Below are 25,346 nucleotides of genomic sequence, written 5' to 3'. Positions count from 1 at the left end.
TCAAGCGTCATGCACTCAGAACAGCTTCAGTGGCGGTGCCTCTTTGCTCACTTCCGCTTTCTGCGAACCTTGCTCGTTCCAACCGCCACCCAGGGCTTTGTACAGGTTGACCTCGCTGGTCAGCTGCGCAAGCCGGTCGGTGATCAACGCCTGCTGCGCGCTGAACAGCGAGCGCTGGGCGTCGAGGAAGGTCAGGTTGCTGTCGACACCGATGCGGTAGCGACGCTCGGCCAGACGGTAGTAGTCCTGGTTGGCGTTGACGAAGTCACGCTGGGCCTGCAACTGCTGGTTGTAGGTCTGACGTGCGGCCAGGCCATCGGAGACTTCCTGGAAGGCGGTCTGGATGGACTTCTCGTACTGCGCCACGTTGATGTCTTTCTGGATTTTCGAGTAATCCAGGCTGGCGCGCAGGCTGCCGGCGTTGAAGATCGGGATATTGATCTGCGGCGCGAACGACCAGGTGCCCGAGCCGCCCTTGAACAGGCCGCCCATGTCCGGGCTCAAGGTCCCGGCATTGGCCGTCAGGCTGATGCTCGGGAAGAACGCCGCACGTGCCGCGCCAATACTGGCGTTGGCAGCTTTCAGGTTGTGCTCGGCGGCGAGGATGTCCGGACGGCGTTGCAGCAGTTCCGACGGCAGGCCGGCCGGCAACTCGCTGAGCAGGTCGGCCGACAACGGCTGCGCGCTCGGCAGGTTGGCCGGGATCGAAGTACCCAGCAGCAGGGTCAGGCTGTTTTCGTCCTGGGCCACCTGGCGGGTATAACGCGCCAGTTGCACTCGGGCGTTTTCCACCGAGGTCCGCGCCTGGCTCAGGTCCAGGGCCGAGGCCACGCCGACTTCGTTGCTGCGCGAGGTGAGGCGGTAGCTCTCCTCGTAGGCCGCCAGGGTGTCCTGGGTCAGCTTCAGCAGTTCCTTGTCGGCCTGCCAGGTCAGGTAGGCGTTGGCCACGCTGGCCACCAGGCTGATCTGCGTGCTGCGCCGGGCTTCTTCGCTGGAGAAGTAGGTCTGCAAGGCCTGCTCGCTCAAGCTGCGAACGCGACCGAACAGGTCCAGCTCATAGGCGCTGACACCCAAGGTGGCCGAGTACTGGCTGGAGATGGCCGCTTCACCGGTCTGCGACATCCGTGCCGGGGTACGTTGACGACTACCGCTGCCGGTGGCCGAAATCGCCGGGAACAGGTCCGCGCGCTGGATCTGGTACTGCGCGGCGTAGGCGTCGATGTTCAGCGCCGCGACCCGCAGGTCGCGGTTGTTCACCAGCGCGGTCTGGATCAGCTGCTGCAGGGCAGGGTCATGGAAGAACTGCCGCCAGCCCTGTTCGGCGGCTGCCTGGTTGGCAGCCTCCGCAGGCGAATAGGCCGGCCCTTGCGGGTATTGCGCCGCGACCGGCGCTTGCGGCTGCTGATAATCCGGTATCAGCGAGCAACCACTCAGCACGGCGGCGGTGATTGCGAGGGAGAGTAGCGACTTGCTCATTGGCCAGCCTCTTCAGGAGTTTCAGTAGTTTCCGCTTCGTCTGCCTTGCGGCGGCCCATCTTGGACACGGTGACGAAGAACAAAGGTACCCAGAATATCGCCAGGACAGTCGCGGTGAGCATACCGCCAATTACCCCGGTACCGATCGCATGCTGGCTACCCGAGCCGGCGCCGGTGGAGATGGCCAGCGGTACCACACCGAGCACGAAGGCCAGGGAGGTCATGACGATCGGACGCAGACGCATGCGGCAGGCTTCGATCGCCGCGTCCACCAGGCTGCGGCCCTGTTCGTGCAGTTCCTTGGCGAACTCGACGATCAGAATGGCGTTTTTCGCCGCCAGGCCGATGGTCACCAACAGCCCCACCTGGAAGTACACGTCGTTGGACAGGCCGCGCAGGCTGGTCGCCATCAGCGCACCGATGATCCCCAGCGGCACCACCAGCATGACCGCGATCGGAATCGACCAGCTTTCATACAGCGCCGCCAGACACAGGAACACCATCAGCAGCGACAAGGCGTATAGCGCAGGCGCTTGCGAGCCCGACAGACGTTCCTCGTAGGACAGACCGGTCCAGGAGATACCGACACCGGCCGGCAGCTTCTTGGCGATGGCTTCGACTTCGGCCATGGCTTCACCGGTACTGTAGCCCGGCGCCGGGGCACCCAGGACTTCCACCGCTTCCACGCCGTTGTAACGGGCCAGTTTCGGCGAACCGTAGATCCACGTGCCCTTGGCGAAGGAGGCGAACGGCACCATGGTCCCGGCGCTGTTGCGCACGTACCACTTCTTCAGGTCCTCGGGGCTCATGCGCGCGTTAGGCTGACCCTGGATGTACACCTTCTTCACCCGACCGCGGTCGATGAAGTCGTTGACGTAGCTACTGCCCAGGGCAATCGACAAGGTGTTGTTGATGTCGGAGATGGTCACGCCCAGGGCGCTGGCCTTCTCGTCATCGATTTCCAGCTGGTACTGCGGTTCGTCGTTCAGGCCGTTCGGACGCACCTGGGACAGGACCTTGCTCTGCGCTGCCATGCCGAGGAACTGGTTGCGCGCTTCCATCAGTTTCTCGTGGCCGATACCGGCGCGGTCCTGCAGGAACACGTCGAAACCGGTGGCGTTACCCAACTCCAGTACCGCCGGCGGGGCGAAGGCGAACACCATCGCATCGCGGAAGGTGAAGAAGTGCTGCTGGGCGCGGGCCGCCAGGTTGAACACATTGTTTTCGGCAGAGCGTTCGTCCCATGGCTTGAGCATGATGAACGCCATGCCCGAACTCTGGCCGCGACCGGCGAAGTTGAAGCCGTTCACGGTGAAGACCGAGGCCACGGTGTCCTTTTCCTTGTCCAGCAGGTAGGCGCGCATTTCATCGACTACCACCTGGGTCCGCTCGGAACTGGAACCGGCCGGGGTCTGTACTTGGGCGAACAGTACGCCCTGGTCTTCTTCCGGAAGGAAGGCAGTCGGGATACGGGCGAACAGCCAGATCATGCCGACCACGATCAGCGCGTAGGCCAGCAGGTAAGGCGCCTTGTGCCGCAGGATGTTGCCCACGCCACGCTCGTAGCTTTTGACGCTGCGGTCGAAGGTACGGTTGAACCAGCCGAAGAAGCCGCGTTTCGGCGCGGCGTGTTCGCCGTGGGGAATGGCCTTGAGCATGGTGGCGCACAGGGCCGGGGTGAAGATCAGGGCAACCAGTACCGACAGGGCCATGGCCGAGACCACGGTGATCGAGAACTGCTTGTAGATCACACCGGTGGAACCGCTGAAGAACGCCATCGGCAGCAGTACCGCCGACAGTACCAGGGCAATACCGACCAGGGCGCCCTGGATCTGGCCCATGGACTTCTTGGTCGCTTCCTTGGGCGACAGGCCTTCCTCGGCCATCACCCGCTCGACGTTTTCCACCACGACGATGGCGTCGTCCACCAGCAAGCCGATGGCCAGCACCATGCCGAACATGGTCAGGGTGTTGATGCTGAACCCGGCGGCCGCGAGGATGCCGAAGGTACCCAGCAACACCACCGGAACGGTCATGGTGGTGATGACGGTGGCGCGGAAGTTCTGCAGGAACAGGAACATCACCAGGAACACCAGCACGATCGCTTCGACCAGGGTCTCGACCACACCCTTGATCGACTCGGTCACCACCGGGGTGGTGTCGTAAGGGAATACCACTTTCATCCCTTCCGGGAAGAACGGCTCCAGGTCGCTGATGGTCTTGCGCAGGGCCTTGGCGGTGTCCAGGGCGTTGGCGCCGTTGGCCAGTTTCACGGCCAGGCCGGAAGCCGGGGCACCGTTGAACTGGGCACTGACGGAGTAGTTTTCACCCCCCAGGGCGACATCGGCGACATCACCCAGGCGCACTTGCGAGCCGTCCGCGTTGACCTTCAGCAGGATGGCCTTGAACTGCTCGGCAGTCTGCAGGCGGGTCTTGCCGATGATGGTGGCGTTCAGTTGCTGGCCTGGCAGGGCTGGCAAACCACCGATCTGGCCGGACGACACCTGGACGTTCTGCGCCGCTACGGCGGTTTTCACGTCGACCGGAGTCAGGTTGAAGTTGTTCAGCTTGGCCGGGTCGAGCCAGATACGCATGGCGTACTGGGCACCGAACACCTGGAAGTCACCCACGCCCGCGGTCCGCGAGATCGGGTCCTGCATGTTGGACACGATGTAGTTCGAGAGGTCGTCCTTGGACATGCTGCCGTCCTCGGAAACCACACCGATCACCAACAGGAAGTTCTTCACCGCCTTGGTCACGCGGATACCCTGTTGCTGCACTTCTTGCGGCAGCAGCGGGGTGGCCAGGTTCAGCTTGTTCTGCACCTGGACCTGCGCGGTGTCCGAGTTGGTGCCCTGCTCGAAGGTCGCGGTAATGGTCATGCTGCCGTCGGAGTTACTTTCCGAGGACACATAACGCAGGTTGTCGATACCGTTGAGCTGCTGCTCGATGACCTGCACCACGGTGTCCTGCACGGTCTGTGCGGAAGCGCCTGGGTAGGTCACGGAAATGGCGATCGCTGGTGGCGCGATGCTCGGGTATTGGTTGATCGGCAATTTGAGGATCGATAGAGCCCCGACCAGCATGATCACCAGGGCGATTACCCAGGCGAAAATCGGACGGTCGATAAAAAATTTCGACATGGTTTACTCCCCTTTGCCGCCTGCAGCTTTGTCAGTTGCCTGTGCAGTGGCCGGGTTTTTCGCTGGAACGTTGGTCGCTTCGCTGGCTTTGACTTCGACGCCAGGTCGGACGAATTGCAGCCCTTCGGTGATCAGGCGATCACCGGCCTTCAGGCCGTCCTCGATCAGCCACTGGTTGCCGACGGTGCGGCTGGCCTTGAGCTGACGCAGTTCAACCTTGTTGTCCGGGCCAACCACCAGCGCGGTCGGTGTGCCCTTGAGGTCGCGGGTCACGCCTTGTTGCGGGGCGAGGATCGCCGCGGCATTCACGCCGGCCTGCAGTTGCGCGTGCACGAACATGCCTGGCAGCAGGGTGTGTTCCGGGTTCGGGAACACCGCGCGCAGGGTCACGGAACCGGTGGTTTCGTCGACCGACACTTCGGAGAACTCCAGCTTGCCGTCGAGCTTGTACTGGCTGCCGTCTTCCAGGGTCAGCTTGACCTTGGCGGCGTTGTCGCCGGCCTTCTGCAGGCGACCGCTTTCCAGCTCACGGCGCAGCTCCAGCAGTTCCACCGACGACTGGGTGACGTCGACGTAGATCGGGTCGAGTTGCTGGATGGTTGCCATGGCGGAGGATTGACCGTTGCTGACCAATGCGCCTTCGGTGACCGAAGAGCGGCCGATACGCCCGGAGATCGGCGACAGCACCTTGGTGTAGCGCAGGTCGATCTGGGCGCTCTGCAGCGCGGCTTCCGATTGCAGGCGGTTGGCGACGGCGGTGTCGTATTCCTGGCGGCTTACGGCTTGTTCGTCGACCAGTTGCTTGTAGCGATCGGAGATCGACTTGGTCGATTGCAGGTTGGCCTGGGCGCTCTTGAGGGTCGACTCATAGACCGACGGATCGATCTGGTAGAGCTGCTGACCTTCCTTGACGTCGCCGCCTTCCTTGAACAGACGCTTGAGAATGATGCCATTGACCTGAGGACGGACCTCGGCGATCCGGAACGCAGTGGTGCGTCCTGGAAGCTCGGACGTCAGGGTAAAGGCTTGAGGTTGCAGGGTGACTACGCCGACCTGAGGGGCTTGTGGGGCGGGAGCCGCCTCTTCCTTTTTACATCCGCTGAGCAGCGATGCCAGGGCGACGGCAGTGACCAGAGCGGTAACAGCTGGCTTGAGTTGCATGAAGATCCTCGGGTCAGGCGCGCAAAATGCGCACTCGAAAAGTGGAAGGGTAAAAAACGAGTGCTGAGTGGATAAGTAGCTTGCTAAGGAATATACTTACGTTCATGGTTGTTTGTAAATACCTTGGCGACGTACCCATTCGGTTACAAAAGTCGTTGCAAGTGTCGAATTGTAGGTTGGGAAAACGGCACCCGAGATGCCGTTCCATATTTATTCAGATGAGCTTCATGCATCGCTGAAGCATCCTGATCGAGGTTTACTGCCATGGTCCGTCGTACCAAAGAGGAAGCTCAAGAAACCCGCAAACAGATACTCGAGGCGGCCGAAAAAGCCTTCTACGAGCGCGGTGTGGCGCGTACCACCCTGGCCGATATCGCGGCGTTGGCCGGTGTCACGCGTGGAGCTATTTACTGGCACTTCAGTAACAAGGCGGATCTGGTGCAGGCCATGCTCGACACCTTGCGCGAGCCGCTGGATGAAATGGCCAAGGCGAGTGAGAGCGAAGAGGAAGTCGATCCGCTGGGATGCATGCGCAAGCTGCTGATTCATTTGTTTCATCAAATTGCCCTGGACCCGAAAACCCGACGCATTAATGAGATTTTGTTTCACAAGTGCGAATTCACCGATGAAATGTGCGACTTGCGGCGCCAGCGTCGCGCGGCCAGCCTGGATTGCAACGTGCATATCGAGCTGGGGTTGCGCAATGCCGTGAAGCGGGGGCAGCTCCCCGAGAATCTCGACACTGCCCGGGCGGCCATCAGTATCCACGCCTATATTGATGGCATTCTTTATCAGTGGCTGTTGGCGCCGGACAGTTTCGAACTCCATAAGGAAGCGGAGCGCTGGATCGATACTGGATTGGACATGCTGCGCCTGAGTCCCAGCCTGCGTAATTGAGACAAAATGCGGAATTACGTCTGCAGATGTCAACGTTTGCGCGTTATAAAACGCGATGTTTCATTCGTCACGGCTCACCGGGATGCCTTTATATACGTGCCGACTTTATCTTGATAGATAGCGAGCTACGTATTTTGTAGGGAAATTGTTGCGAGTATGTGAATGAGTGTGAGTACCGCGGCATACAAGGGCGCCGAGCAGCCGGTAAAAGGTATAGCACTGATTTGCCTGGCGGTTTTGTTGTTTGCCAGTCATGACACCCTGTCCAAATACCTGTCCGGGTTCTACCCCATCGTCATGGTGGTCTGGGCCCGGTATGTGGTGCACACGCTGTTGATGCTGGTGGTGTTCGTGCCGCGCAGCGGTTTTTCCGCCGTGGTCCGTACCAAGCGGCCAGGCCTGCAACTGTTGCGCGCCTTGTGCCTGATCGGCACCAGCCTGTTTTTCACCACCGGCCTGCGTTATATCCCCCTGGCCGAGGCCACCGCGGTCAACTTTCTCGCGCCCTTGCTGGTCACCGCGCTGTCCGTGCCGCTGCTGGGCGAACGGGTGACCCGCGGCCAGTGGCTGGCGGTGCTGGCCGGTTTTGTCGGGGTCTTGATCGTGATTCGTCCGGGCGGCGCCTTGTTCACCCCGGCGATCCTGCTGCCGTTGTGCTCGGCCTTGTGTTTCGGTTTCTACCAATTGCTTACCCGCAAGCTCAGCGGTGTCGACAGCCCCACCACCAGCAACTTCCTTACCGGGATTCTCAACAGCCTGATCATGAGCGCGGCATTGCCGTTTTTCTGGAGTACGCCGACCCTGTGGCACGCTCTGTTCATGATCGGCCTCGGCACCTGCGGCATGCTCGGCCACCTGTTGCTGACCCAGGCTTTCCGCCATGCCGCGCCGGCGATGCTGGCGCCGTTCAGCTACGGGCAGATCCTGTTCGCCGGCATGTACGGCTACCTGATTTTCGATCACACCCCGGACAGCTTCGCCATAGTCGGGATCGCGGTAATCTGCCTCAGCGGCCTGGCCGTGGCCTGGGGCCAGCGCAAACGCGGCTGATCGCGCCCCGCCTTTGTAGGAGCGAAGCTTGCTCGCGATGCTGGTCAAGGATAACGCGGTGTGCCTGAAGCTNTGGGTCTATCGCGAGCAAGCTTCGCTCCTACAAGTGAACGCGCATGAAAAAGCCCCGGCTCTTGCGAGTCCGGGGCTTTTTAATTGCAGCGCCTTACAGCGTCGGGTAGTCGATATAGCCGACCGGGCCCTTGGCGTAGAACAGCTCGGGGCGCGCGTCGTTCAGCGGCGCATCGGCCTTCAGGCGGGCCGGCAGGTCCGGGTTGGCGATGAAGGGTACACCGAAGGCCACGGCATCGGCCTTGCCGCTGGCCAGCCAGGCGTTGGCGCTGTCCTTGGTGAAACGTTCGTTGGCGATGTAGGGGCCGCCGAAGGCTTCTTTCAGTTGTGGGCCGAGGCTGTCGGCGCCTTCTTTCTCGCGGGAGCAGATAAAGGCGATACCGCGTTTGCCCAGCTCGCGAGCGAGGTAGGTGAAGGTTTCCGAGAGGTCCTCATCACCCATGTCGTGCAGGTCGGCACGGGGCGACAAGTGCACGCCCACGCGGCCAGCGCCCCAGACCTCGATCGCTGCGTCAGTCACTTCCAGCATCAGCCGTGCACGGTTTTCCAGGGAGCCGCCGTATTGGTCGGTGCGCTGGTTGGTGGAGCTTTGCAGGAACTGGTCCAGCAGGTAGCCGTTGGCGCCATGGATTTCCACGCCGTCGAAGCCGGCGGCCTTGGCGTTCTCGGCGCCGACGCGGTAGGCGTCGACGATATCGGCGATCTCAGCGGTTTCCAGGGCACGCGGGGTCGGGAAGTCGGCCAGCGGGCGTACCAGGCTGACGTGGCCCTTGGGCTGGATGGCGCTTGGCGCGACCGGCGCTTCGCCGTTCAGGTAGCTCGGGTGGGAAATCCGGCCCACGTGCCACAGTTGCAGGAAGATCTTACCGCCCGCGCCGTGAACGGCCTTGGTCACGTTGCTCCAGCCACGCACCTGGTCGTTGGACCAGATGCCCGGGGTGTCCGGGTAGCCCACGCCCAGCGGGGTCACCGAGGTGGCCTCGCTGAGGATCAGGCCGGCGGAGGCGCGTTGCACGTAGTACTCGGCCATCAGCGCGTTCGGTACCCGGCCTTCGTCGGCGCGGCAGCGGGTCAGCGGCGCCATGATGATGCGGTTGGCCAGCTCGAGGTCGCCGAGTTTGATCGGATCGAAAATAGTCGTCATGAAATACACCCTTCTTTAGATGAACCTATCAGTTGGTCGCAGGAGCCAGTTCGGCATTGCCGCCCTGACGAAAGGTAATCAGCGTCACCAGCAGGGCCAGGACCGCCAGCGCGGCGGCGGCCAGCGGCACGTTGACCAGGCCGTAGCCGTGGGCGATGACGCTGCCCCCGACCCAGGCGCCCAGGGCGTTGCCGATGTTGAAGGCGCCGATGTTCAGCGTGGACACCAGGTTCGGCGCGGCCTTGCCGAAGGTCACCACGTTGACCTGCAGGGCTGGCACTGCGGCGAAGCAGGCGGTGGCCCAGAGGAACAGGGTGACTTCGGTGGGGATCAACGCGACGCTGGTCCAGGTCAGCACGGAGCTGGTCACGGCCATGGCGATCAGCACGCCGACCAGGGTTCCCGACAGGCTTTTGTCGGCCATCTTGCCGCCAATGATGTTGCCCAGGGTCAGGCCCAGGCCGATCAGCACCAGGGTCCAGGTCACGCCCTGGGGCGAGACGCCGGTCACCTCGCCCAGCAGCGGGGCGACATAGGTGAACAGGGTGAACACCGAGGCGGAGAACAGCGCGGTCATGCTCAGCGACAGCCAGATTCCGGCACCCTTGAGGGCGACCAGTTCCGAGCGCATGTCGAGCTTCTCTTCGTCGCGCTTGGCCGGCAGGAAGCGGATCAGGCCGATCAGGGCAATCACGCCGATCACAGTCACTGCCCAGAAGGTCGAACGCCAGCCGGCCTGTTGGCCCAGGGCGGTGCCCAGCGGTACGCCGAGCACGTTGGCCAGGGTCAGGCCGGTGAACATCAGGGCCACGGCGGAGGCACGCTTGTTGGCGGGCACCAGGCCTGCCGCGACCACCGAACCTATACCAAAGAAGGCGCCATGGCACAGGGCGGTGACTACACGGGCGAACATCAGCACGTCGTAGTCACTGGCCAGCGCACACAGCAGGTTGCCGACGATGAAAATCCCCATCAGCGCTACCAGGGCGGCCTTGCGCGGCAGCCTGGCGGTAGCCAGGGCCATGAAGGGCGCGCCGATGGCCACGCCCAGGGCGTAGCCGGTCACCAGCCAGCCGGCGCCGGGGATCGACACACCCAGGTCGTTCGCCACATCGGGCAGCAGGCCCATGATGACGAACTCGGTGGTGCCGATGGCGAAGGCGCTCAAGGCCAGGATGAGGAGCGAGAGGGGCATTGTCGGGTCCTTGTGTCAGCGTCTGCCGCTGAGTTCTTGGGTGAGCGCTTCGAGGAAGGCTTGGATCACATCCTCGTTGCGTTTGAAAAAGTGCCATTGGCCGGCTTTCTGGCTGCTGATCAGGCCCGCCCGCTGCAAGGTCGCCAGGTGCGCGGAAACGGTCGACTGCGACAGGCCGCAGCGTTGGTCGATCTGTCCGGCGCAGATGCCGTACTCGTGGTTGTGGGTCTGATCGGGGAACTGGACCTTCGGGTCCTTGAGCCAGATAAGGATGTCTCGTCGTACTGGGTGCGCCAGGGCTTTTATTATTTCGTCGAGGTCGATGGACATGGCGGTGCTCGTTTTCCGTAAAACGTTATATCGCGATGAGGCGAACTTTAAATCGCTATTTCGCGATATACCAATATGATTTTGATCTGAGATCAGTGTTAATCGGTATATCGGGTTATAACGATATGTGAGGCGCGGTGTTAAGCTGCGCGAATGAATTATCTCGCACATCTGCACCTCGGCGGCCAGCGCCCCGGTCAATTACTCGGCAGTTTGTATGGCGACTTCGTCAAAGGGCGCCTGCAGGGCCAGTTCGATCCGGAAATCGAGGCGGCCATCCAGCTGCATCGCAGCATCGATATCTTTACCGACCGCCATCCGCTGGTGGGTGAGTCGCTGTCGCGTTTTTCCCTGACCCGCCGGCGTTACGCGGGCATCGTGCTGGACGTGTTTTTCGACCACTGCCTGGCCCGGGACTGGGTGCTGTATGCCGATCGTCCTTTGGAACTGTTCACCTCGGACGTGTACCGGGTGCTGGCGGCCGAACCCCGGTTGCCTGGGCGCCTGGCGCAGATCGCGCCGCATATGGCCGCCCATGACTGGCTGGGTTCCTACCGCGAGTTCGAGGTGCTGGAGCAGGTGTTGCGGGGGATTGCCCGGCGCCTGTCACGCCCGGAAGAACTGGCGGCGGCGATGGGCGAGCTGGAGCGGCTGTATCAGCCGTTGAGCGAGGACTTCCGGGTGTTCTACCCGCAGTTGCAGGCGTTCGCCGCGCAACACATGCATCCCGTGTAGGAGCGAGCTTGCTCGCGAAAGAACTTGAGTCTTGAGCCGTACTCAAGGGCCTCATCGCGAGCAAGCTCGCTCCTACAGGTACAGGGTTCAGGCAGCGATCAGGTCGCCGGCACGCTGTGGTTCGGCTGGCTGGGCGATATCGCCAAACAGGACCTTCTGCACCGCCTGTTGCGCCTGGAACGCCAACGCAGCGCGCTCCTGGCCCTGGCAGGCAATCGGCTTGAGCAGATGGATTTCCACCCGGCCCTGGTCGTTGGCGAACAAACGCATCAGGTGCGACAGCAGGTCGTCGTCGCCAACGAAGGGCGCCAGCGGATCGATATCGCCATCGCGCAGGTAACGAATGGCCACCGGCTGCAAGGCCACGTCGGCCTCGATGGCGCTGGCCAGCAGGCGACCGTGGAAGGTGCGCAGGCTGCGACCGTCGGTGGTGGTGCCTTCGGGGAACATCAGCAGCGGGTGGGTCTGCTGCAGATGGCGGGTCATCTGTTTGCGGATCAACTGGCTGTCGCCCGAACCACGGCGGATAAACAGGCTGCCAGCCTTGGCGGCCAGCCAGCCGGCGACCGGCCAGGTGCGCACCTCGGCCTTGGACAGGAACGACAGCGGCGTCAGCGCGCCGAGCAATGGGATATCGGTCCAGGACACATGATTGCTGACCCAGAGCATCGGCTGTTTCGGCAACTCGCCGTGCACCGTCACACCGAAGGGCAGGGCGTTGCTCAGGCGCGCCATGAAAAAGCGCGACCAGCGCTGGCGCCGGACCATGGAATTGGCGATGCCCAGGCGCTCGAACACGCCGAACACGCAGGCCATGCTCAGGCCCAGCGCCACCACCAGCAGCACGCGGGCGATGCGCCCGTAGACCCGTAGCCGGCGCATCACACGGCCGCCTTGAAGTGGCGGGCGTAGCGCGGGCACAGCTCATCGCGCTTGAGCAGGATGAACACGTCGGCCACCTGGAAGTCCTGGTCCCAGCACGGCTCGCCGCAGATCTTCGCGCCCAGGCGCATGTAGGCCTTGAGCAGCGGCGGCATCTCGGCGATGACGTTGGACGGAATGTCGAGGTTCGGCAGCGGGTTCTTCGGTTCGGCGCGCAGGTGTTCGGTGCACAGGTAGCGTTCGCGCAGGCGCTGCATGATCGCGTGGGCCTGCACGCCGCCGTCCTGCATCGGGATGCTGGCGCAGCCCATCAGGTAGCTGTAGCCGCCCTGGTTGAGCACTTCGGCCAACTCGCCCCAGAGCACGGCGATGGTGCCGCCGTTGCGGTAGGCCGGGTCGACGCAGGTGCGGCCGATCTCCAGGATCGGCCCCTTGAGCTGGACCAGGCCGTGCAGGCTGAATTCTTCTTCGCTGTAGAAACGCCCCAGGCTGCTGGCGGCCTGGTGGTCGAGCAGGCGGGTGGTGGCGACCAGGCGGCCGCTGTTCAAGTCACGCACGCCGATGTGGCTGCAGTGGACATCATAGTCATCCATGTCCAGACCCAGCTCCGCGCCTTTCAGTTTGGCGTTGAACTCGCCGCTGAAGACGTTGAAGCGCAGGGCCTGGGCTTCTTGCAGGGCCGCGGCGCCAACCAGGCGCTCGGCTTGCAGGCGGCGTTCATTGCCGGTGTCGCTGATGCGGGCGATCTGAGTCATTGTGAATCTCCGTGCGGGCCACTGACCCGCCTTGGGTTGCAGCCGATCGACTTTGTTGTGCAAAGTCAGGCTATGTAGCCCCGGTGTCATCGCCATGAAGCTTTGGTGATGCTTATATGACAGCCCCTGAGGACCCGCTTATGCCCTGGCAAGCCCTGCTGCACAGCCGTCGCCGACTGCCCGCCCACCCGGACCTGGCCGAAGGTTATGCCGCGTTGTTACAGGAATTGGGGCCGGTGACGCCCTTCGAGCTGGCGGTGCGCGGCGGGCGCTTGATGGCCACCCCGGGGCTGGCCTTCCTGGTGGGCTACCAGGCGGCCTTGCGCATGCTTTGGCCTAGTGCGCCGCTGAGCCTGGGCGCCCTGTGCGCCACCGAGCAGCGCAGCCTGCGCCCGGCCGACATGCAGACCCGGCTGCAGGACCTGCACCTGAGCGGGCGCAAGGACTTCGTCACCGCCGGCGATGCCGCCGACTGGCTGCTGATCGCCGCCCGCTGCGAAGCGCAAGGCGAATCGCCGCGCCTGAGCCTGGCGGTGGTCTACGCCGGCGAGCCCGGGGTCAAGGTCGACAAGCTGCCGGCGATCCCGCTGATGCCGGACATCAGCCACGGCCGCCTGCAACTGGATAACGCCCTGTGCGAACTGCTGGCGGGCGACGGCTGGGATGCCTACGTCAAACCCTTCCGCACCCTGGAAGACATCTATGTGCTCAGCGCCATGACGGCCTGGCTGTATGGCGTCGGCCAGGACAACGACTGGCCGCAGACCCTGCTCCTGCAATTGCTGGCCTTGCTCGCCGGTTGCGCGGAAGTCAGCCGGCAGAACCCGTCGCTGGGCAGCGGGCATGTGTTGCTGGGCGGGCTGTTCGCCCAGTTCGACGGGCTCAAGCCGGCCATCGAGCAGGCCTTTGCCGATGGCCCGGCGCAGTGGGCCGAATTGTGGAAACGCGATCGGGCGGTGCTGGACCTGGCGGCGGGGGCGCGGAGCAAACGCCTGGCCAAGGCGCTGGCCTTATAAAGGAGGGGCCGCTGCGGGGCCCATCGCGNCGCGATAGGCCCAAAGGGCCGCGGGTGGCAAAAAACTGTCATCTCCCTGGTCTACCCTCAGCGGGTTCCCTTGCCCGAGTTCCCGCCATGCTCAAAGGCTCGACCCTGCTGCTCGCGCTGCTATTCACGCTCCCACCGGCCTGGGCCGAGAACTGGCCCGGCGCGCAATGGAGCAAGGGCCCCGCAGCCAGCGGCCCGGCCCTCGAGGCGCTGGAGGCCTACGCCTTCGCCCCCCGCAACGACGCGACCCGCCTGGGTATCCGTAGCGATGCCTTGCTGGTGATCCGCGACGGCCAGTTGATCTATGAGCGTTATGCCGGCCCGACCAGCGCCGATACCCCGCACCTGACCTGGTCCGTCAGCAAAAGCCTGTTGGCCGCGGTGCTGGGCGTGGCCTATGGCGAAGGGCGTTTCCAGTTGCAGGACAAGGCCGCCCGCTTCCTTCCAGCGTTGCAACAGCATCCGCAGATCAGCCTGGCCGACCTGCTGCACTGGGCCTCGGGCCTGGATTGGCAGGAGGACTACGAGTACGCGCCACTCAAATCCTCGGTGGTGGCCATGCTCTACACCCGTGGCCACGGCGATATGGCGACCTTTACCGCCGAGCACCCGGCCTTCAGCGCGCCGGGGCAGGTGTTTCGTTATTCCAGCGGCGACACCAATCTGCTGTCGGCGGCCCTGAAAGGCATGCTGGGAGCCCAGCGTTATGCCGACTATCCCTGGCAGGCGCTGTTCGAGCCCCTGGGCATTAGCCACGCCGTGTGGGAAAGCGACGCCAGCGGCACCTTCGTCGGTTCGTCCTATGCCTACCTCACCGCACGGGACCTGGCACGGGTTGGCCTGTTGATGCTGCGCGATGGGCGCTGGGGCGAGCGCCAGCTGTTGCCCAAGGACTGGGTCGAATTCAGTCGCACGCCGTTCGCCGGTTATCAGGCGAACCAGGACGAGCTGGTGCCCGGCGGCCACTGGTGGCTCAATCGCGCCGTCGACGGCGCCCCATCGCCCTGGCCGGATGCGCCGGCCGATACCTTCGCGGCGCTGGGCCATTGGGGGCAGGCGTTGTACGTGATCCCCAGCGCCGGGCTGGTGATCGTACGTTATGCCGACGACCGCGACGGCAGCTATAGCCACAACCAGTTGCTCAAACTGGCCCAGGCGGCCTTCGCCCCGCTGGTGCAGCCATGAGCCGGCGTCCGTGGGTCGTGCGCCATCCCTTCGCCAGCCTGCTGTTGCTGGCGCTGCTGGCCCTGTTCGGCTGGGGCTGGAGCGAGCGGGTCGCCCTGCGGGCCTTCCCGGACATCCTCAGCGCCTACAGCGCCAAGGAGTACTGCTCCTGCCGCTACGTGATGCACAACGAGGCCGAGTACTGCGAAGCTTATGTGCAGCAGTACCTGCCGCTCAAAAGCCTGCAGGACGATGCCGAGCACAAGCGGGTCAGCGCCAGCGGCCTGGGGCGCAGCCACAGCGCTGTCTGGCTGAGTGAGCGCCAGGGCTGTCGACTGGAGCCCTGAACGGCGCCACGCAACGATCGGTAATCCTTTCCCGGGGCTGTCAGCCCCATGTTTACTGGCTTCCCGCACAAGGTTCCACCCTGTGGAACCACATTCGATTGTCGCAGGCGACGGCTCGCGGTTATCTGAGGGCACGCCGCGATCACGCCTTGTTGCACCGTGAGACGCTCCGAAAAAAAGAACGGGATTACACCCGGCCAAGGAGATACGTCATGACCCGATTCCCGCATATCTTTGCCTGGCTCGACGACGTCGCCAGCGACCTGCGCGCCGTGCGCCAGGACATCCACGCCCATCCCGAACTCGGCTTCGAGGAGAACCGCACCTCGGCGCTGGTCGCCCGTTCCCTGCAGGAGTGGGGCTACGAAGTGCATAGCGGTATCGGCAAGACCGGCGTGGTCGGTGTGCTGCGCAACGGTAGCAGCCTCCGCAGGCTCGGCCTGCGCGCTGATATGGACGCCTTGCCGATCATCGAGAACAGCGGCGTGGCCTACAGCAGCCGCCACAGCGGGTGCATGCATGCCTGCGGGCACGACGGCCACACCGCCATGCTCCTTGGCGCGGCGCGCTACCTGGCGGCCACACGCCAGTTCGACGGCACCCTGACCCTGATTTTCCAGCCGGCCGAAGAAGGCCAGGGCGGCGCCGAAGCGATGCTCGCCGACGGCCTGCTGGAGCGTTTCCCCTGCGATGCGCTGTTCGGCATGCACAACATGCCGGGGCTGCCGGCCGGTCACCTGGGCTTTCGCGAAGGGCCGATGATGGCCTCCCAGGACCTGCTCACCGTGACCCTCGAAGGCGTGGGCGGGCACGGTTCGATGCCGCACCTGACGGTCGATCCGCTGGTGGCTGCGGCCAGTGTGGTGATGGCTTTGCAGACCGTGGTGGCGCGCAACATCGATGCCCAGGAGGCGGCGGTGGTGACGGTCGGTGCGCTGCAGGCCGGCGAGGCAGCCAACGTCATTCCGCAACAGGCGCTGCTGCGCCTGAGCCTGCGGGCGCTGAACGCGCCGGTGCGCGAGCAGATGCTCGAACGGGTCAAGGCGATCATTCACACCCAGGCCCAGAGCTTCGGTTGCTCGGCCAGCATCGAACATCGCCCGGCCTATCCGGTGCTGGTCAACAGCCCGGAGCAGACCGAATTTGCCCGTCAGGTCGGGGTGGCGCTGCTGGGCGAGCAGGCGGTCGACGGCAACACCCGCAAGCTAATGGGCAGCGAAGACTTCGCCTGGATGCTGCAGCGTTGCCCCGGCAGCTACCTGTTCATCGGCAACGGCCTGTCCCGGCCGATGGTCCACAACCCCGGCTACGACTTCAACGACGACATCCTGCTGACCGGCGCCGCCTATTGGGCCGCGCTGGCCGAGAGCTGGCTCGAGCCGGCCTGAGTTTTCCCTTTCTTCTGCCGCTGAATCGGGCGCNCGCCCGGCACTTCCCATAAAGGCTCGACTCGTTACCCGAGAGGCCAGACAAGAATAGAAGGACAGCGCTCATGCATACCCCGAGATCCAGTGTTTCGCGTACCCGGCAAGTGGTCGCCGCCGTGATCGGCAACGCCTTGGAGTGGTACGACTTCATCGTCTACGGCTTTCTGGCCAGCATCATCGCCCGACAGTTTTTCCCCTCCGACGACGAGTACGCCTCGCTGTTGATGGCCCTGGCCACCTTCGGCGTGGGCTTTTTCATGCGCCCGGTGGGCGGCGTCCTGCTGGGCATGTATTCGGACCGCAAAGGCCGCAAGGCCGCCATGCAACTGATCATCCGCCTGATGACGGTCTCCATCGCCCTGATCGCCTTTGCCCCCAACTACGCGGCCATCGGCATGGGCGCGCCGCTGATGATCGTCGTCGCGCGGATGCTGCAGGGCTTCGCCACTGGTGGCGAATACGCCAGCGCCACGGCCTTCCTGGTGGAAAGCGCGCCGGCGCACCGCAAGGGTCTGTACGGCTCCTGGCAACTGGTCGGGCAATGCCTGGCGGTGTTCTCCGGGGCGGCGATGGTGGCGTTGGTCACCCATCTGTTCTCGCCCGAGAACCTCGATCTGTGGGGCTGGCGCCTGCCGTTCGTCATCGGCTTGCTGATTGGTCCGGTGGGCCTGTGGATCCGCAAATACATGGAAGAGCCGGAAGCCTTCGTCGAGGCCCGCAAGCAGGTGCGCGGCAACGGCCCGGGCCTGATGCAGGTGCTACGCGAGCACCGGCGCAGCATCCTGGTGTCCATGGGCCTGGCCTGTGGCGCGACGGTGTCCTTCTACGTGGTGCTGGTGAACATGCCGACCTTCGCCCACAAGAACCTCGGCTTGCCGCTGGACCAGGTGTTGCTGGTGCAGATGTTCGCGGTGGCGCTGATGACGGTGGTGATTCCGTTGTCCGGCGCCCTGTCGGACCGGCTGGGGCGGCGTCCGGTGTTGCTGGCCTTCACCCTGGCGTTTTTTGTCATGGTGTACCCGCTGTACGTCTGGGTGGCCGCGGCGCCCTCGATCGAGCGGCTGCTGGTGATGCAGGTGCTGCTGTGCAGCGCCATCGGCGGTTTCTTCGGCCCGGCACCGACAGCGCTGGCCGAACAGTTCCCGGTGCAGGTGCGCTCCACCGGAGTATCGGTGGCCTACAACGTGGCGGTCATGGTCTTCGGCGGCTTTGCCCCGCTGATCGTGACCTGGCTCAGCAAGGTGCTGGGCACCCCGGTGGCCCCGGCGTTTTATGTATTGTTTGCCTGCGTGCTGACGCTGCTGGGCACTTATTGCCTGCATGAGGCACCCAGGGAGAAGAAACCGAGTGAACTGAATTTCGGGGTGAAACCTTGATGGATATCGCAGCACAAGACTTTGGCCCCATCGTTGAGCTGGGCGCCGTCGAACTGTCCCGGGCGATCCACGCCCGCAGGTTTTCCTGTCGCGAAGTGATGTCGGCCTACCTGGACCGGATCGAGCGCTGCAACCCCCGGGTCAATGCCCTGGTGTCCCTGCGCGAGCGCCAGGTATTGCTGGCCGAGGCCGAGGAGCGTGATCGCCAGCTGGACCGGGGCCAATCCCTGGGCTGGATGCACGGCATGCCCCAGGCGATCAAGGACCTGGCGGCCACCGCCGGGCTGCGTACCACCCTGGGCTCGCCGCTGTTCGCCGAACAGATACCGGCCCACGACGCCATCTGCGTGGAGCGGGTCCGGGCCAGCGGGGCGATCATCGTCGGCAAGAGCAACGTGCCGGAGTTCGGCCTGGGCTCGCAGACCTACAACAAGGTGTTCGGCACCACCGGCAACGCCTATGACCCGAGGCTGAATGCCGGCGGCAGCAGTGGCGGGGCGGCGGTGGCCCTGGCGCTGCGCATGCTGCCGGTGGCCGATGGCAGCGACATGATGGGGTCGTTGCGCAACCCGGCGGCCTTCAACAATGTCTTTGGCCTGCGCCCGTCCCAGGGCCGGGTACCCCACGGCCCGGCACCGGAGCTGTTCGTCCAGCAACTGGCCACTGAAGGGCCGATGGGCCGCAGCGTGGCCGATATCGCCCGCCTGCTGGCCACCCAGGCCGGGTACGACTCGCGGGTACCCTTGTCGCTCAAGGAGGATCCGGCGATCTTCAACGAGCCCTTGCAGCGGGATTTTCGCGGCGCGCGTTTGGGCTGGCTGGGGGACTTCGATGGCTACCTGGCGATGGACGATGGCGTGCTGGCGCTGTGCGAGTCGGCGCTGGGGGACTTTCGCCAACTGGGCTGCGAGGTCGAGGCCTGCCAGCCGGAATTTTCCATGGCCGCGCTGTGGCAGTGCTGGCTGGTGCACCGGCATTGGCTGGTCCAGGGCAACCTGGGGCCGCTGTATGCCGACCCGCAGAAGCGCCATCTGCTCAAACCCGAGGCGCAGTGGGAGGTCGAGGGCGGGCTGGGCCTGAGCGCGGCGGATGTCTACCGTGCCTCGCAGATTCGCAGCGACTGGTACCGGGCCCTGGAGCGCCTGTTCGAACGTTACGATTTCCTGCTGTTGCCCAGCGCCCAGGTGTTCCCTTTCGATGCAGGGGTGCCGTGGCCACGCTTTGTCGGAGGGCGGGAGATGGACACCTACCATCGCTGGATGGAGGTGGTGATAGGCCCGACCCTGGCCGGCCTGCCGAGCCTCAGCGTGCCGGTCGGCTTCAACCCGGCGGGCTTGCCCATGGGCATGCAGATCATCGGTCCGGCCCAGGCCGACCGGGCGGTGTTGCAGCTTGGCTATGCTCATGAACAGCTGACGCAGTGGGTCAGGCGCCGGCCGCCTGGTCATCCGTTGTAACCCTCGAACCGGGGTGTGCGGGTTTATCGGGCCCGCATCTTGCTGCGTAAAACGCTCATCCATCCGCTTATCAGGGAGGTCGGCATATGGCCAGCAAGGTAGAAACCGGCAGTGTGCGTTCGGTCGAACGGGCGTTGGCGATCGTCGAACTGCTGAGCCAGCACCAGGCCCTGGGCCTGGAAGAACTGCACTACCTGACGGCGCTACCCAAGGCTACGGTGTCGCGCATGCTCCTGACATTGCAGGAGCAGGGCTGGATCTATCGCGGCCTGAGCGACCGACGCTATCGGCTGTGCGCCAGGCGGCTGTTCGGCGACCAGCAGCAACGCTTCAAACGGCAGCTGGTGGAGCGCGCCGCGCCCTGGTTGCAGGCGTTGAGCGAGCGCACCGGGTTGGTGGTCGACCTGTCGTGTTTCGACGGCGAGCGCCTGGAGGTCATGGAAAGCTCGATCCCGGCGGTGCTGCGCAAGCGTTACCCACATAACTGCCAGATCGTCGGCCATTATTCGAGCCTGTTCCATTCGGCGATGGGCAAGGCGTGCCTGGCCGAGCTGGATCACGAGCAGGTCCAGCGCCTGGCGGTCCGCGAGCAGGTGCCCCAGGAGGACCAGTACCGCGCCTGCGAGCAATCCCAGCATCAGGGTTTCGGCCAGCGCACCGAGGGTTATTGGGAGTACCCGGTGCGGCTGCCGTTCCTGATCCGCGCCGTGGCCTTGCCGATTCGCGACCAGGGCCGGCTGGTGGGCAGCATGGCCCTGCACTGGCCGATGGACCAGGCACCGGTGGAGCGGGTGCTGAGCTTGCACTTGGCCAGCCTTGAGGCGACTGTCCAGGGTGTCGAGCGCAGCTTGATCTAGACTCAGCCGCTCGGCTTGGCATTGCGGCGTATCTGGAACACCGGTTGCCCTGTTTGGGCCCGCTGCGTTGGAATGCCGCCAGGCCCATCGCAGCCTGCGGCAGCGGCTACAGGGATCTTTTTCGTCTTTATGCACTCCGAGTATTCGCCGTTCAGGGCCCTGTCGCTGTTTGCAAGCGCACGCGGGCCGGTTAAGGTTCGGCTCAGATTTCTCGACCCCATGAGTCTTCCATGTTCAACGCCTCTTTCCCCAAAGCCCTGGCCGCTTTGCTGCTGGCCTGCGCGGCCTGGCCGGCCCAGGCCAACTGGTACCTGGACAACGAGTCCTCGCGCCTGTCTTTCGTCACCACCAAGAATGCCAATGTCTCCGAAGTCCAGCGCTTCCTGGTCCTGCACGGCAAGGTCGACGCCAAGGGCATGGCGCAGCTGGAAGTCGAGCTGGACTCGATCAACAGCGGGATTCCGCTGCGTGACGAGCGCATGCGCAAGGAGCTGTTCGAGATCGACCGGCATCCCGATGCCCTGATCAACGCGCAGATCAACCTGCGGCCGATCAACGACCTGGCGCCCGGCGCGCAGATCGAACTGCGTCTGCCGGTCAACGTCACCCTGCACGGCAAGCAGCACGAATACACCGCCGAACTCCTGGCCACGCGCCTGGACGACCGTCGCTTCCAGGTAGTGACCCTGGAGCCGCTGGTGCTCAACGCCGCCGATTTCGACCTGGTGCCGGGGCTCGAAACCCTGCGCAAGGCGGCCGGTCTGTCGGCGATCAGTCTGTCGGTGCCGGTGGGTGCGGTGCTGATCTTCACGGCGCGCTGATATGGCGGGCGCGGTCTTTCCCTGGCGTGAAGGCAATCGCTTCGAGTTGCTGATCGACGGTCCGAGTTTTTTCCCGCGGATGCTGGTGGCGATTGCCCGTGCCCGTGAGCAGGTGGAACTGGAGCTGTACCTGGTGGAGGCGGGCGCCTGCGCCGAGGCCATGGTCCAGGCCCTGACCCAGGCCGCCGAGCGCGGGGTGCGGGTGCGTTGTCTGTTCGATGACTACGGCAGCCTGGCCTTCACCCTGGGCCTGCGTCAGCGCCTGATGGGCGCCGGGGTCGAACTGCGTTTCTACAATCGCCTGAGCTGGCACCGCGGGCTGCGCAACCTGTATCGCGATCATCGCAAGTTGCTGCTGGTGGATCAGGAACTGGCGGTGGTCGGCGGCACCGGGGTGACCGATGAATTCTGGAACCCGCTGCAGGACAGCTGCGACTGGCATGAGGTCATGGTGGAAATCAGCGGCCCGCTGGTGCTCGACTGGCAGATGCTGTTCGATCGGCAGTGGATCGCCAACCGCTATCGCACCGCCTGGAAGCCGGCGTCGAACTTCGGTCTGCCACGCCTGCCGCGGGTGCCGGCCCAGGGTGAAGGCATGGGCCGGGTGGCCTATGCCGACGCCCGGCAACACCGGGACATTCTGCAATCGCTGGTGCGCGCACTGAACAGCGGGCAACGGCGGATCTGGCTGGCGACCCCGTATTTCCTGCCGACCTGGAAGGTCCGGCGCTCCCTGCGCCGCGCGGCGGGACGCGGGGTGGATGTGCGCCTGCTGCTGACCGGGCCGCGCACCGATCACCCGTCGGTGCGTTATGCCGGGCATCGTTATTACCCGCGCCTGCTGCGGGCCGGGGTGAAGATCTTCGAATACCAGCCACGGTTCCTGCACCTGAAGATGGTGCTGATCGACGATTGGGTGAGCATCGGCTCATGCAACTTCGATCACTGGAACCTGCGTTTCAACCTTGAGGCCAACCTCGAAGCCCTCGACCTGCCGCTGACCGAGGCGGTGACCGCGAGCTTCCTCGCCGACTTCGAGCAGAGCCAGGAAGTCAGCCTCGAAGCCTGGAAGAAGCGCCCGCTGTGGCGGCGGATCAAGCAGCGGATCTGGGGCTGGGTGGACCGGCTGGTGGTGAACCTGCTCAATCGCCGCGACTGAACCTGTCTTGTCCCGAAGCAGCTTCCGCTTCTGTAGGAGCCAAGCTTGCTGGCGATATGGGCAACGCGGTGGGTCAGGAGAATCGCTATCGCGGGCAAGCCTCGCTCCTACATGATCGGTATGAACAGCGGCGCTTTTCTGTAGGAGCGAGCTTGCTCGCGATGGGAGGTGTCAGGGAAATCGCTATCGCGAGGCCTGGCGCGGCTTGTGCTTTTGTAGGAGCCAAGCTTGCTGGCGATGCGGGCAGCGCGGTGGGTCAAGGGAATCGCTATCGCGGGCAAGCCTCGCTCCTACATGGGCAGGAGCGAGGTTGAGGGGGAGGGTTACAGCAGTTCGAAGCTCTGTTGCTTGACGTCCCGGGAGTCCAGGCCGATCTCGACCTTGAATTCGCCCGGTTCCGCGGCGTACTTGAGCTGGGCGTTGTAGAACTTCAGGTCGTCTTCGCTGATGCTGAAGCGGATCACCTTCTGCTCGCCGGCCTTGAGCTGCACTTTCTGGAAGTCCTTGAGTTCCTTGATCGGGCGGATCATGGAGCCGGCGACGTCCTGGATATACAGCTGCACCACGGTTTCGCCATCGCGCTTGCCGGTGTTTTTCAGGGTCACGCTGGCCTCGAGCTTGCCGCTCTTGTTCAGGGTGGTCGACGACAGGGCCATGTCCGACAGGCTGAAGCTGGTGTAGCTCAGGCCATAACCGAACGGAAACAGGGGACCGGTGATGTCGTCGAAGTACTGCGAGGTGTAGTTGCCTGGTTTGCCCGGAGTGAACGGCCGGCCAATGGTCAGGTGGTTGTAGTAGGTCGGGATCTGCCCCACCGAACGGGGGAAGGTGATCGGCAGCTTGCCGGACGGGTTGTAGTCGCCGAACAGCACGTCGGCGATGGCATTGCCGCCTTCGGTACCGCTGAACCAGGTTTCCAGGATCGCGTCGGCCTGTTCGTTCTCGTCGAGCAGCGCCAGCGGACGGCCGTTCATCAACACCAGCACCAGCGGCTTGCCGGTGGCCTTGAGGGCCTTGATCAGCTCGCGCTGGCTGGCCGGGATGTGCAGGTCGGTACGGCTTGAGGATTCGTGGGACATGCCTCGCGATTCGCCCACCGCGGCCACCACTACATCAGCCTGCTGCGCGGCCTTCACCGCTTCGTCGATCAACTGCTGGGCCGGGCGTGGATCGTCCACCACTTCCGGGGCATCGAAGTTGAGGAAGTTCAGGTAGTCGACCACTGCCTTGTCGGCGGTGATGTTCGAGCCACGGGCGTAGATCAGTTGTGCTTTATCGCCCAGGGCACGGCTCATGCCGTCGAACAGGGTGACCGACTGCGCCGGCACGCCGGCGGCGGCCCAACTGCCCATCATGTCGATCGGCGCCTTGGCCAGCGGGCCGACCAGGGCGATCTTGCCGGCCTTTTTCAGCGGCAGGGTGTCGTTGGCGTTCTTCAGCAGCACCAGGCTGCGGCGCGCCACATCGCGGGCATCGCTGCGGTGCAGGCGGCTTTCGGCGTTGGTGTCGGCCGGGTCTTCCTCGGCCTTGCCGATGCGCAGGTAGGGGTTGGCGAACAGGCCCATGTCGTACTTGGCGGCCAGCACTTCGCGCACGGCGTTGTCCAGGTCGCGCTGGCTGACGTCGCCGGACTTGATCAGCCCCGGCAGTTCCTTGGCGTACAGCGAGTCGTTCATGCTCATGTCGATGCCGGCCTTGATCGCCAGCTTGGCGGCTTCGCGGCCGTCCTTGGCGACGCCGTGGCGCATCAGCTCGACGATGGCACCGTGGTCGCTCACCGCCAGGCCCTTGAAGCCCCACTCCTTGCGCAGCAGGTCGTTCATCAGCCAGGTGTTGGAGGTGGCCGGCACGCCGTTGATCGAGTTCAACGCCACCATCACCCCGCCGGCACCGGCGTCGATCGCGGCGCGGTAGGGCGGCAGGTAGTCCTGGTACATCTTCACCGGGCTCATGTCGACGACGTTGTAGTCGCGACCGCCTTCCACCGCGCCGTACAGGGCGAAGTGCTTGACGCTGGCCATGATGCTGTCGGCGTTCTTCGGGCTGTCGCCCTGGTAGGCCTTGACCATCACCTTGGCGATGCGCGAGACCAGGTAGGTGTCTTCGCCGAAACCTTCGGAGGTGCGGCCCCAGCGCGGGTCGCGGGAGATGTCGACCATCGGCGCGAAGGTGATGTCCAGGCTGTCGGCGCTGGCTTCCTGGGCGGCGACGCGCCCGGAGCGGCCGATGGCGTCCATGTCCCAGCTCGACGCCAGGGCCAGGGGGATCGGGAAAATCGTGCGGTGGCCGTGGATCACGTCATAGGCGAAGAACATCGGGATCTTCAGCCGGCTGCGCATGGCCGCGTCCTGCATCGGCCGGTTTTCCGGGCGGGAGATGGAGTTGAAGGTACCGCCGATGCGGCCGGCGGCGATTTCCTTGCGGATCATCTCGCGGGGCATTTCCGGACCGATGCTGATCAGGCGCAGTTGGCCGATCTTTTCATCGAGGGTCATCTGCTTGAGCAGGTTGTCGATGAAGGCGTCCTTGTTCTGCAGGACCGCATCGGAAAAGGGTTTTTCCTGGGCCGATACCGGTGTGGCGGCGGCCAGGGCAGGGTGACTGGCCAGGCTGACCAGCAAACCCAGCAAACACAGCTTCTTCATGAATATTGTTCTCTAGGGCCTAAAACAGACGCGATCAGTACGCGTCGAGCGGCCGAAAATGGGGAGAGCGGCTAATAAGGAACGACTATTGTTGTTCGGATAAATGCAGCACACTTCTGAACTCTTTTTCGCGCTGGGCATCTTTTAGCCGATTGGCCCGATGCAATCCAGTGGTGGCGGCAGATTATGTCGATGCACTCGATTCAAA

21 protein-coding genes are annotated in these 25,346 nt (G+C 64.1%); 12 read left to right on the top strand and 9 right to left on the bottom strand.

What is annotated here, in order from left to right; translation table 11 throughout:
* Nucleotides 1-15: 15 nt before the first annotated feature.
* The 3 genes from adeC to emhA are packed head-to-tail and all read right to left on the bottom strand — an operon-like array spanning nt 16 to nt 5,780.
* Nucleotides 16-1,476 carry an AdeC/AdeK/OprM family multidrug efflux complex outer membrane factor gene (gene adeC, locus ACTJKT_RS24240; RefSeq protein ID WP_025806764.1) on the bottom strand — a complete coding sequence of 487 codons (1,461 nt, stop codon included), beginning with the start codon at nt 1,474-1,476 and terminating at the stop codon, nt 16-18.
* On the bottom strand, nt 1,473-4,619 hold the full coding sequence (gene emhB, locus ACTJKT_RS24235; protein WP_169915186.1) for an efflux RND transporter permease subunit EmhB: 3,147 nt from the start codon (nt 4,617-4,619) through the stop codon (nt 1,473-1,475). Before emhB ends, adeC begins: the two co-directional genes overlap by 4 nt.
* 3 nt (nt 4,620-4,622) lie before the next feature.
* The gene (emhA, locus tag ACTJKT_RS24230) at nt 4,623-5,780 is read right to left on the bottom strand and encodes an efflux RND transporter periplasmic adaptor subunit EmhA (RefSeq protein WP_440788848.1); all 1,158 of its coding nucleotides are present in this window, start codon (nt 5,778-5,780) and stop codon (nt 4,623-4,625) included.
* Nucleotides 5,781-6,044: 264 nt separating this feature from the next.
* Between emhA and emhR the strand changes: the two genes are divergently transcribed.
* Together emhR and ACTJKT_RS24220 are read left to right on the top strand one after the other, a co-directional pair.
* Complete coding sequence (emhR, locus tag ACTJKT_RS24225) at nt 6,045-6,677, top strand: efflux system transcriptional repressor EmhR (protein WP_025806766.1); 633 nt, start codon at nt 6,045-6,047, stop codon at nt 6,675-6,677.
* A gap of 162 nt (nt 6,678-6,839) precedes the next feature.
* Complete coding sequence (locus ACTJKT_RS24220; protein ID WP_081362489.1) at nt 6,840-7,727, top strand: DMT family transporter; 888 nt, start codon at nt 6,840-6,842, stop codon at nt 7,725-7,727.
* Between the two features lie 166 nt (nt 7,728-7,893).
* Here ACTJKT_RS24220 and ACTJKT_RS24215 read toward each other — a convergent pair whose 3' ends face one another.
* Genes ACTJKT_RS24215 through ACTJKT_RS24205 form a run of 3 tightly spaced genes read right to left on the bottom strand, consistent with a single transcriptional unit; the run spans nt 7,894 to nt 10,468 of the window.
* Nucleotides 7,894-8,943: an alkene reductase gene (locus ACTJKT_RS24215; protein ID WP_440788847.1), complete on the bottom strand. Its 1,050-nt coding sequence runs from the start codon at nt 8,941-8,943 to the stop codon at nt 7,894-7,896.
* 28 nt (nt 8,944-8,971) lie between these two features.
* Nucleotides 8,972-10,138, bottom strand: a complete 1,167-nt coding sequence (locus ACTJKT_RS24210; protein WP_440788846.1) for an MFS transporter — start codon at nt 10,136-10,138, stop codon at nt 8,972-8,974.
* A gap of 15 nt (nt 10,139-10,153) precedes the next feature.
* The gene (locus ACTJKT_RS24205; RefSeq protein WP_169915185.1) at nt 10,154-10,468 is read right to left on the bottom strand and encodes an ArsR/SmtB family transcription factor; all 315 of its coding nucleotides are present in this window, start codon (nt 10,466-10,468) and stop codon (nt 10,154-10,156) included.
* Nucleotides 10,469-10,621: 153 nt separating this feature from the next.
* On the opposite strand from ACTJKT_RS24205, the gene ACTJKT_RS24200 reads away from it, so the two are divergent.
* Nucleotides 10,622-11,203 (top strand): ACP phosphodiesterase, encoded by a 582-nt coding sequence (locus ACTJKT_RS24200; protein ID WP_440788845.1) that lies wholly within the window; start codon nt 10,622-10,624, stop codon nt 11,201-11,203.
* 87 nt (nt 11,204-11,290) lie between these two features.
* Here the strand turns inward: ACTJKT_RS24200 and ACTJKT_RS24195 are convergent, their stop codons facing one another.
* Together ACTJKT_RS24195 and olsB are read right to left on the bottom strand one after the other, a co-directional pair.
* Nucleotides 11,291-12,085 (bottom strand): lysophospholipid acyltransferase family protein, encoded by a 795-nt coding sequence (locus ACTJKT_RS24195; protein WP_440788844.1) that lies wholly within the window; start codon nt 12,083-12,085, stop codon nt 11,291-11,293.
* Nucleotides 12,085-12,840, bottom strand: coding sequence for an L-ornithine N(alpha)-acyltransferase (gene olsB / locus ACTJKT_RS24190; protein WP_007926556.1), 756 nt, complete (start codon nt 12,838-12,840; stop codon nt 12,085-12,087). Before olsB ends, ACTJKT_RS24195 begins: the two co-directional genes overlap by 1 nt.
* A 140-nt stretch (nt 12,841-12,980) precedes the next feature.
* Between olsB and ACTJKT_RS24185 the strand changes: the two genes are divergently transcribed.
* The 9 genes from ACTJKT_RS24185 (at nt 12,981) to ACTJKT_RS24145 (ending at nt 22,493) form a co-directional block, all read left to right on the top strand.
* Nucleotides 12,981-13,856 (top strand): acyl-CoA dehydrogenase, encoded by an 876-nt coding sequence (locus ACTJKT_RS24185; RefSeq protein ID WP_440788843.1) that lies wholly within the window; start codon nt 12,981-12,983, stop codon nt 13,854-13,856.
* A 116-nt stretch (nt 13,857-13,972) separates the two neighbouring features.
* Entirely contained in the window at nt 13,973-15,070 is a 1,098-nt protein-coding gene (locus tag ACTJKT_RS24180) for a serine hydrolase domain-containing protein (RefSeq protein ID WP_440788842.1), read from the top strand.
* A complete protein-coding gene (locus ACTJKT_RS24175; RefSeq protein WP_440788841.1) occupies nt 15,067-15,396 on the top strand; it encodes an amidase in 330 nt (109 codons plus the stop codon). Before ACTJKT_RS24180 ends, ACTJKT_RS24175 begins: the two co-directional genes overlap by 4 nt.
* Nucleotides 15,397-15,608: 212 nt before the next feature.
* Nucleotides 15,609-16,784 carry a M20 aminoacylase family protein gene (locus ACTJKT_RS24170; protein ID WP_440788840.1) on the top strand — a complete coding sequence of 392 codons (1,176 nt, stop codon included), beginning with the start codon at nt 15,609-15,611 and terminating at the stop codon, nt 16,782-16,784.
* 104 nt (nt 16,785-16,888) lie between these two features.
* Nucleotides 16,889-18,199 carry a citrate-proton symporter gene (locus ACTJKT_RS24165; RefSeq protein WP_440788839.1) on the top strand — a complete coding sequence of 437 codons (1,311 nt, stop codon included), beginning with the start codon at nt 16,889-16,891 and terminating at the stop codon, nt 18,197-18,199.
* Nucleotides 18,199-19,656 (top strand): amidase, encoded by a 1,458-nt coding sequence (locus tag ACTJKT_RS24160; protein WP_440788838.1) that lies wholly within the window; start codon nt 18,199-18,201, stop codon nt 19,654-19,656. Before ACTJKT_RS24165 ends, ACTJKT_RS24160 begins: the two co-directional genes overlap by 1 nt.
* Before the next feature lie 86 nt (nt 19,657-19,742).
* Nucleotides 19,743-20,513, top strand: coding sequence for an IclR family transcriptional regulator (locus tag ACTJKT_RS24155; RefSeq protein ID WP_440788837.1), 771 nt, complete (start codon nt 19,743-19,745; stop codon nt 20,511-20,513).
* A gap of 230 nt (nt 20,514-20,743) precedes the next feature.
* Nucleotides 20,744-21,334 (top strand): YceI family protein, encoded by a 591-nt coding sequence (locus ACTJKT_RS24150; protein ID WP_124304605.1) that lies wholly within the window; start codon nt 20,744-20,746, stop codon nt 21,332-21,334.
* A 1-nt stretch (nt 21,335) separates the two neighbouring features.
* A complete protein-coding gene (locus ACTJKT_RS24145; protein ID WP_440788836.1) occupies nt 21,336-22,493 on the top strand; it encodes a phospholipase D-like domain-containing protein in 1,158 nt (385 codons plus the stop codon).
* A gap of 323 nt (nt 22,494-22,816) precedes the next feature.
* On the opposite strand, the gene bglX is transcribed toward ACTJKT_RS24145, so the two are convergent.
* Nucleotides 22,817-25,138 (bottom strand): beta-glucosidase BglX, encoded by a 2,322-nt coding sequence (bglX, locus tag ACTJKT_RS24140; RefSeq protein ID WP_440788835.1) that lies wholly within the window; start codon nt 25,136-25,138, stop codon nt 22,817-22,819.
* Between the last annotated feature and the right edge of the window lie 208 nt (nt 25,139-25,346).

Source organism: Pseudomonas sp. 22526 (genome assembly GCF_052044735.1).
GTDB classification, from domain to species: domain Bacteria; phylum Pseudomonadota; class Gammaproteobacteria; order Pseudomonadales; family Pseudomonadaceae; genus Aquipseudomonas; species Aquipseudomonas piscium.
Note: the sequence above shows the minus strand (reverse complement) of the source record. Positions and strands in the feature narration are given on the sequence as shown.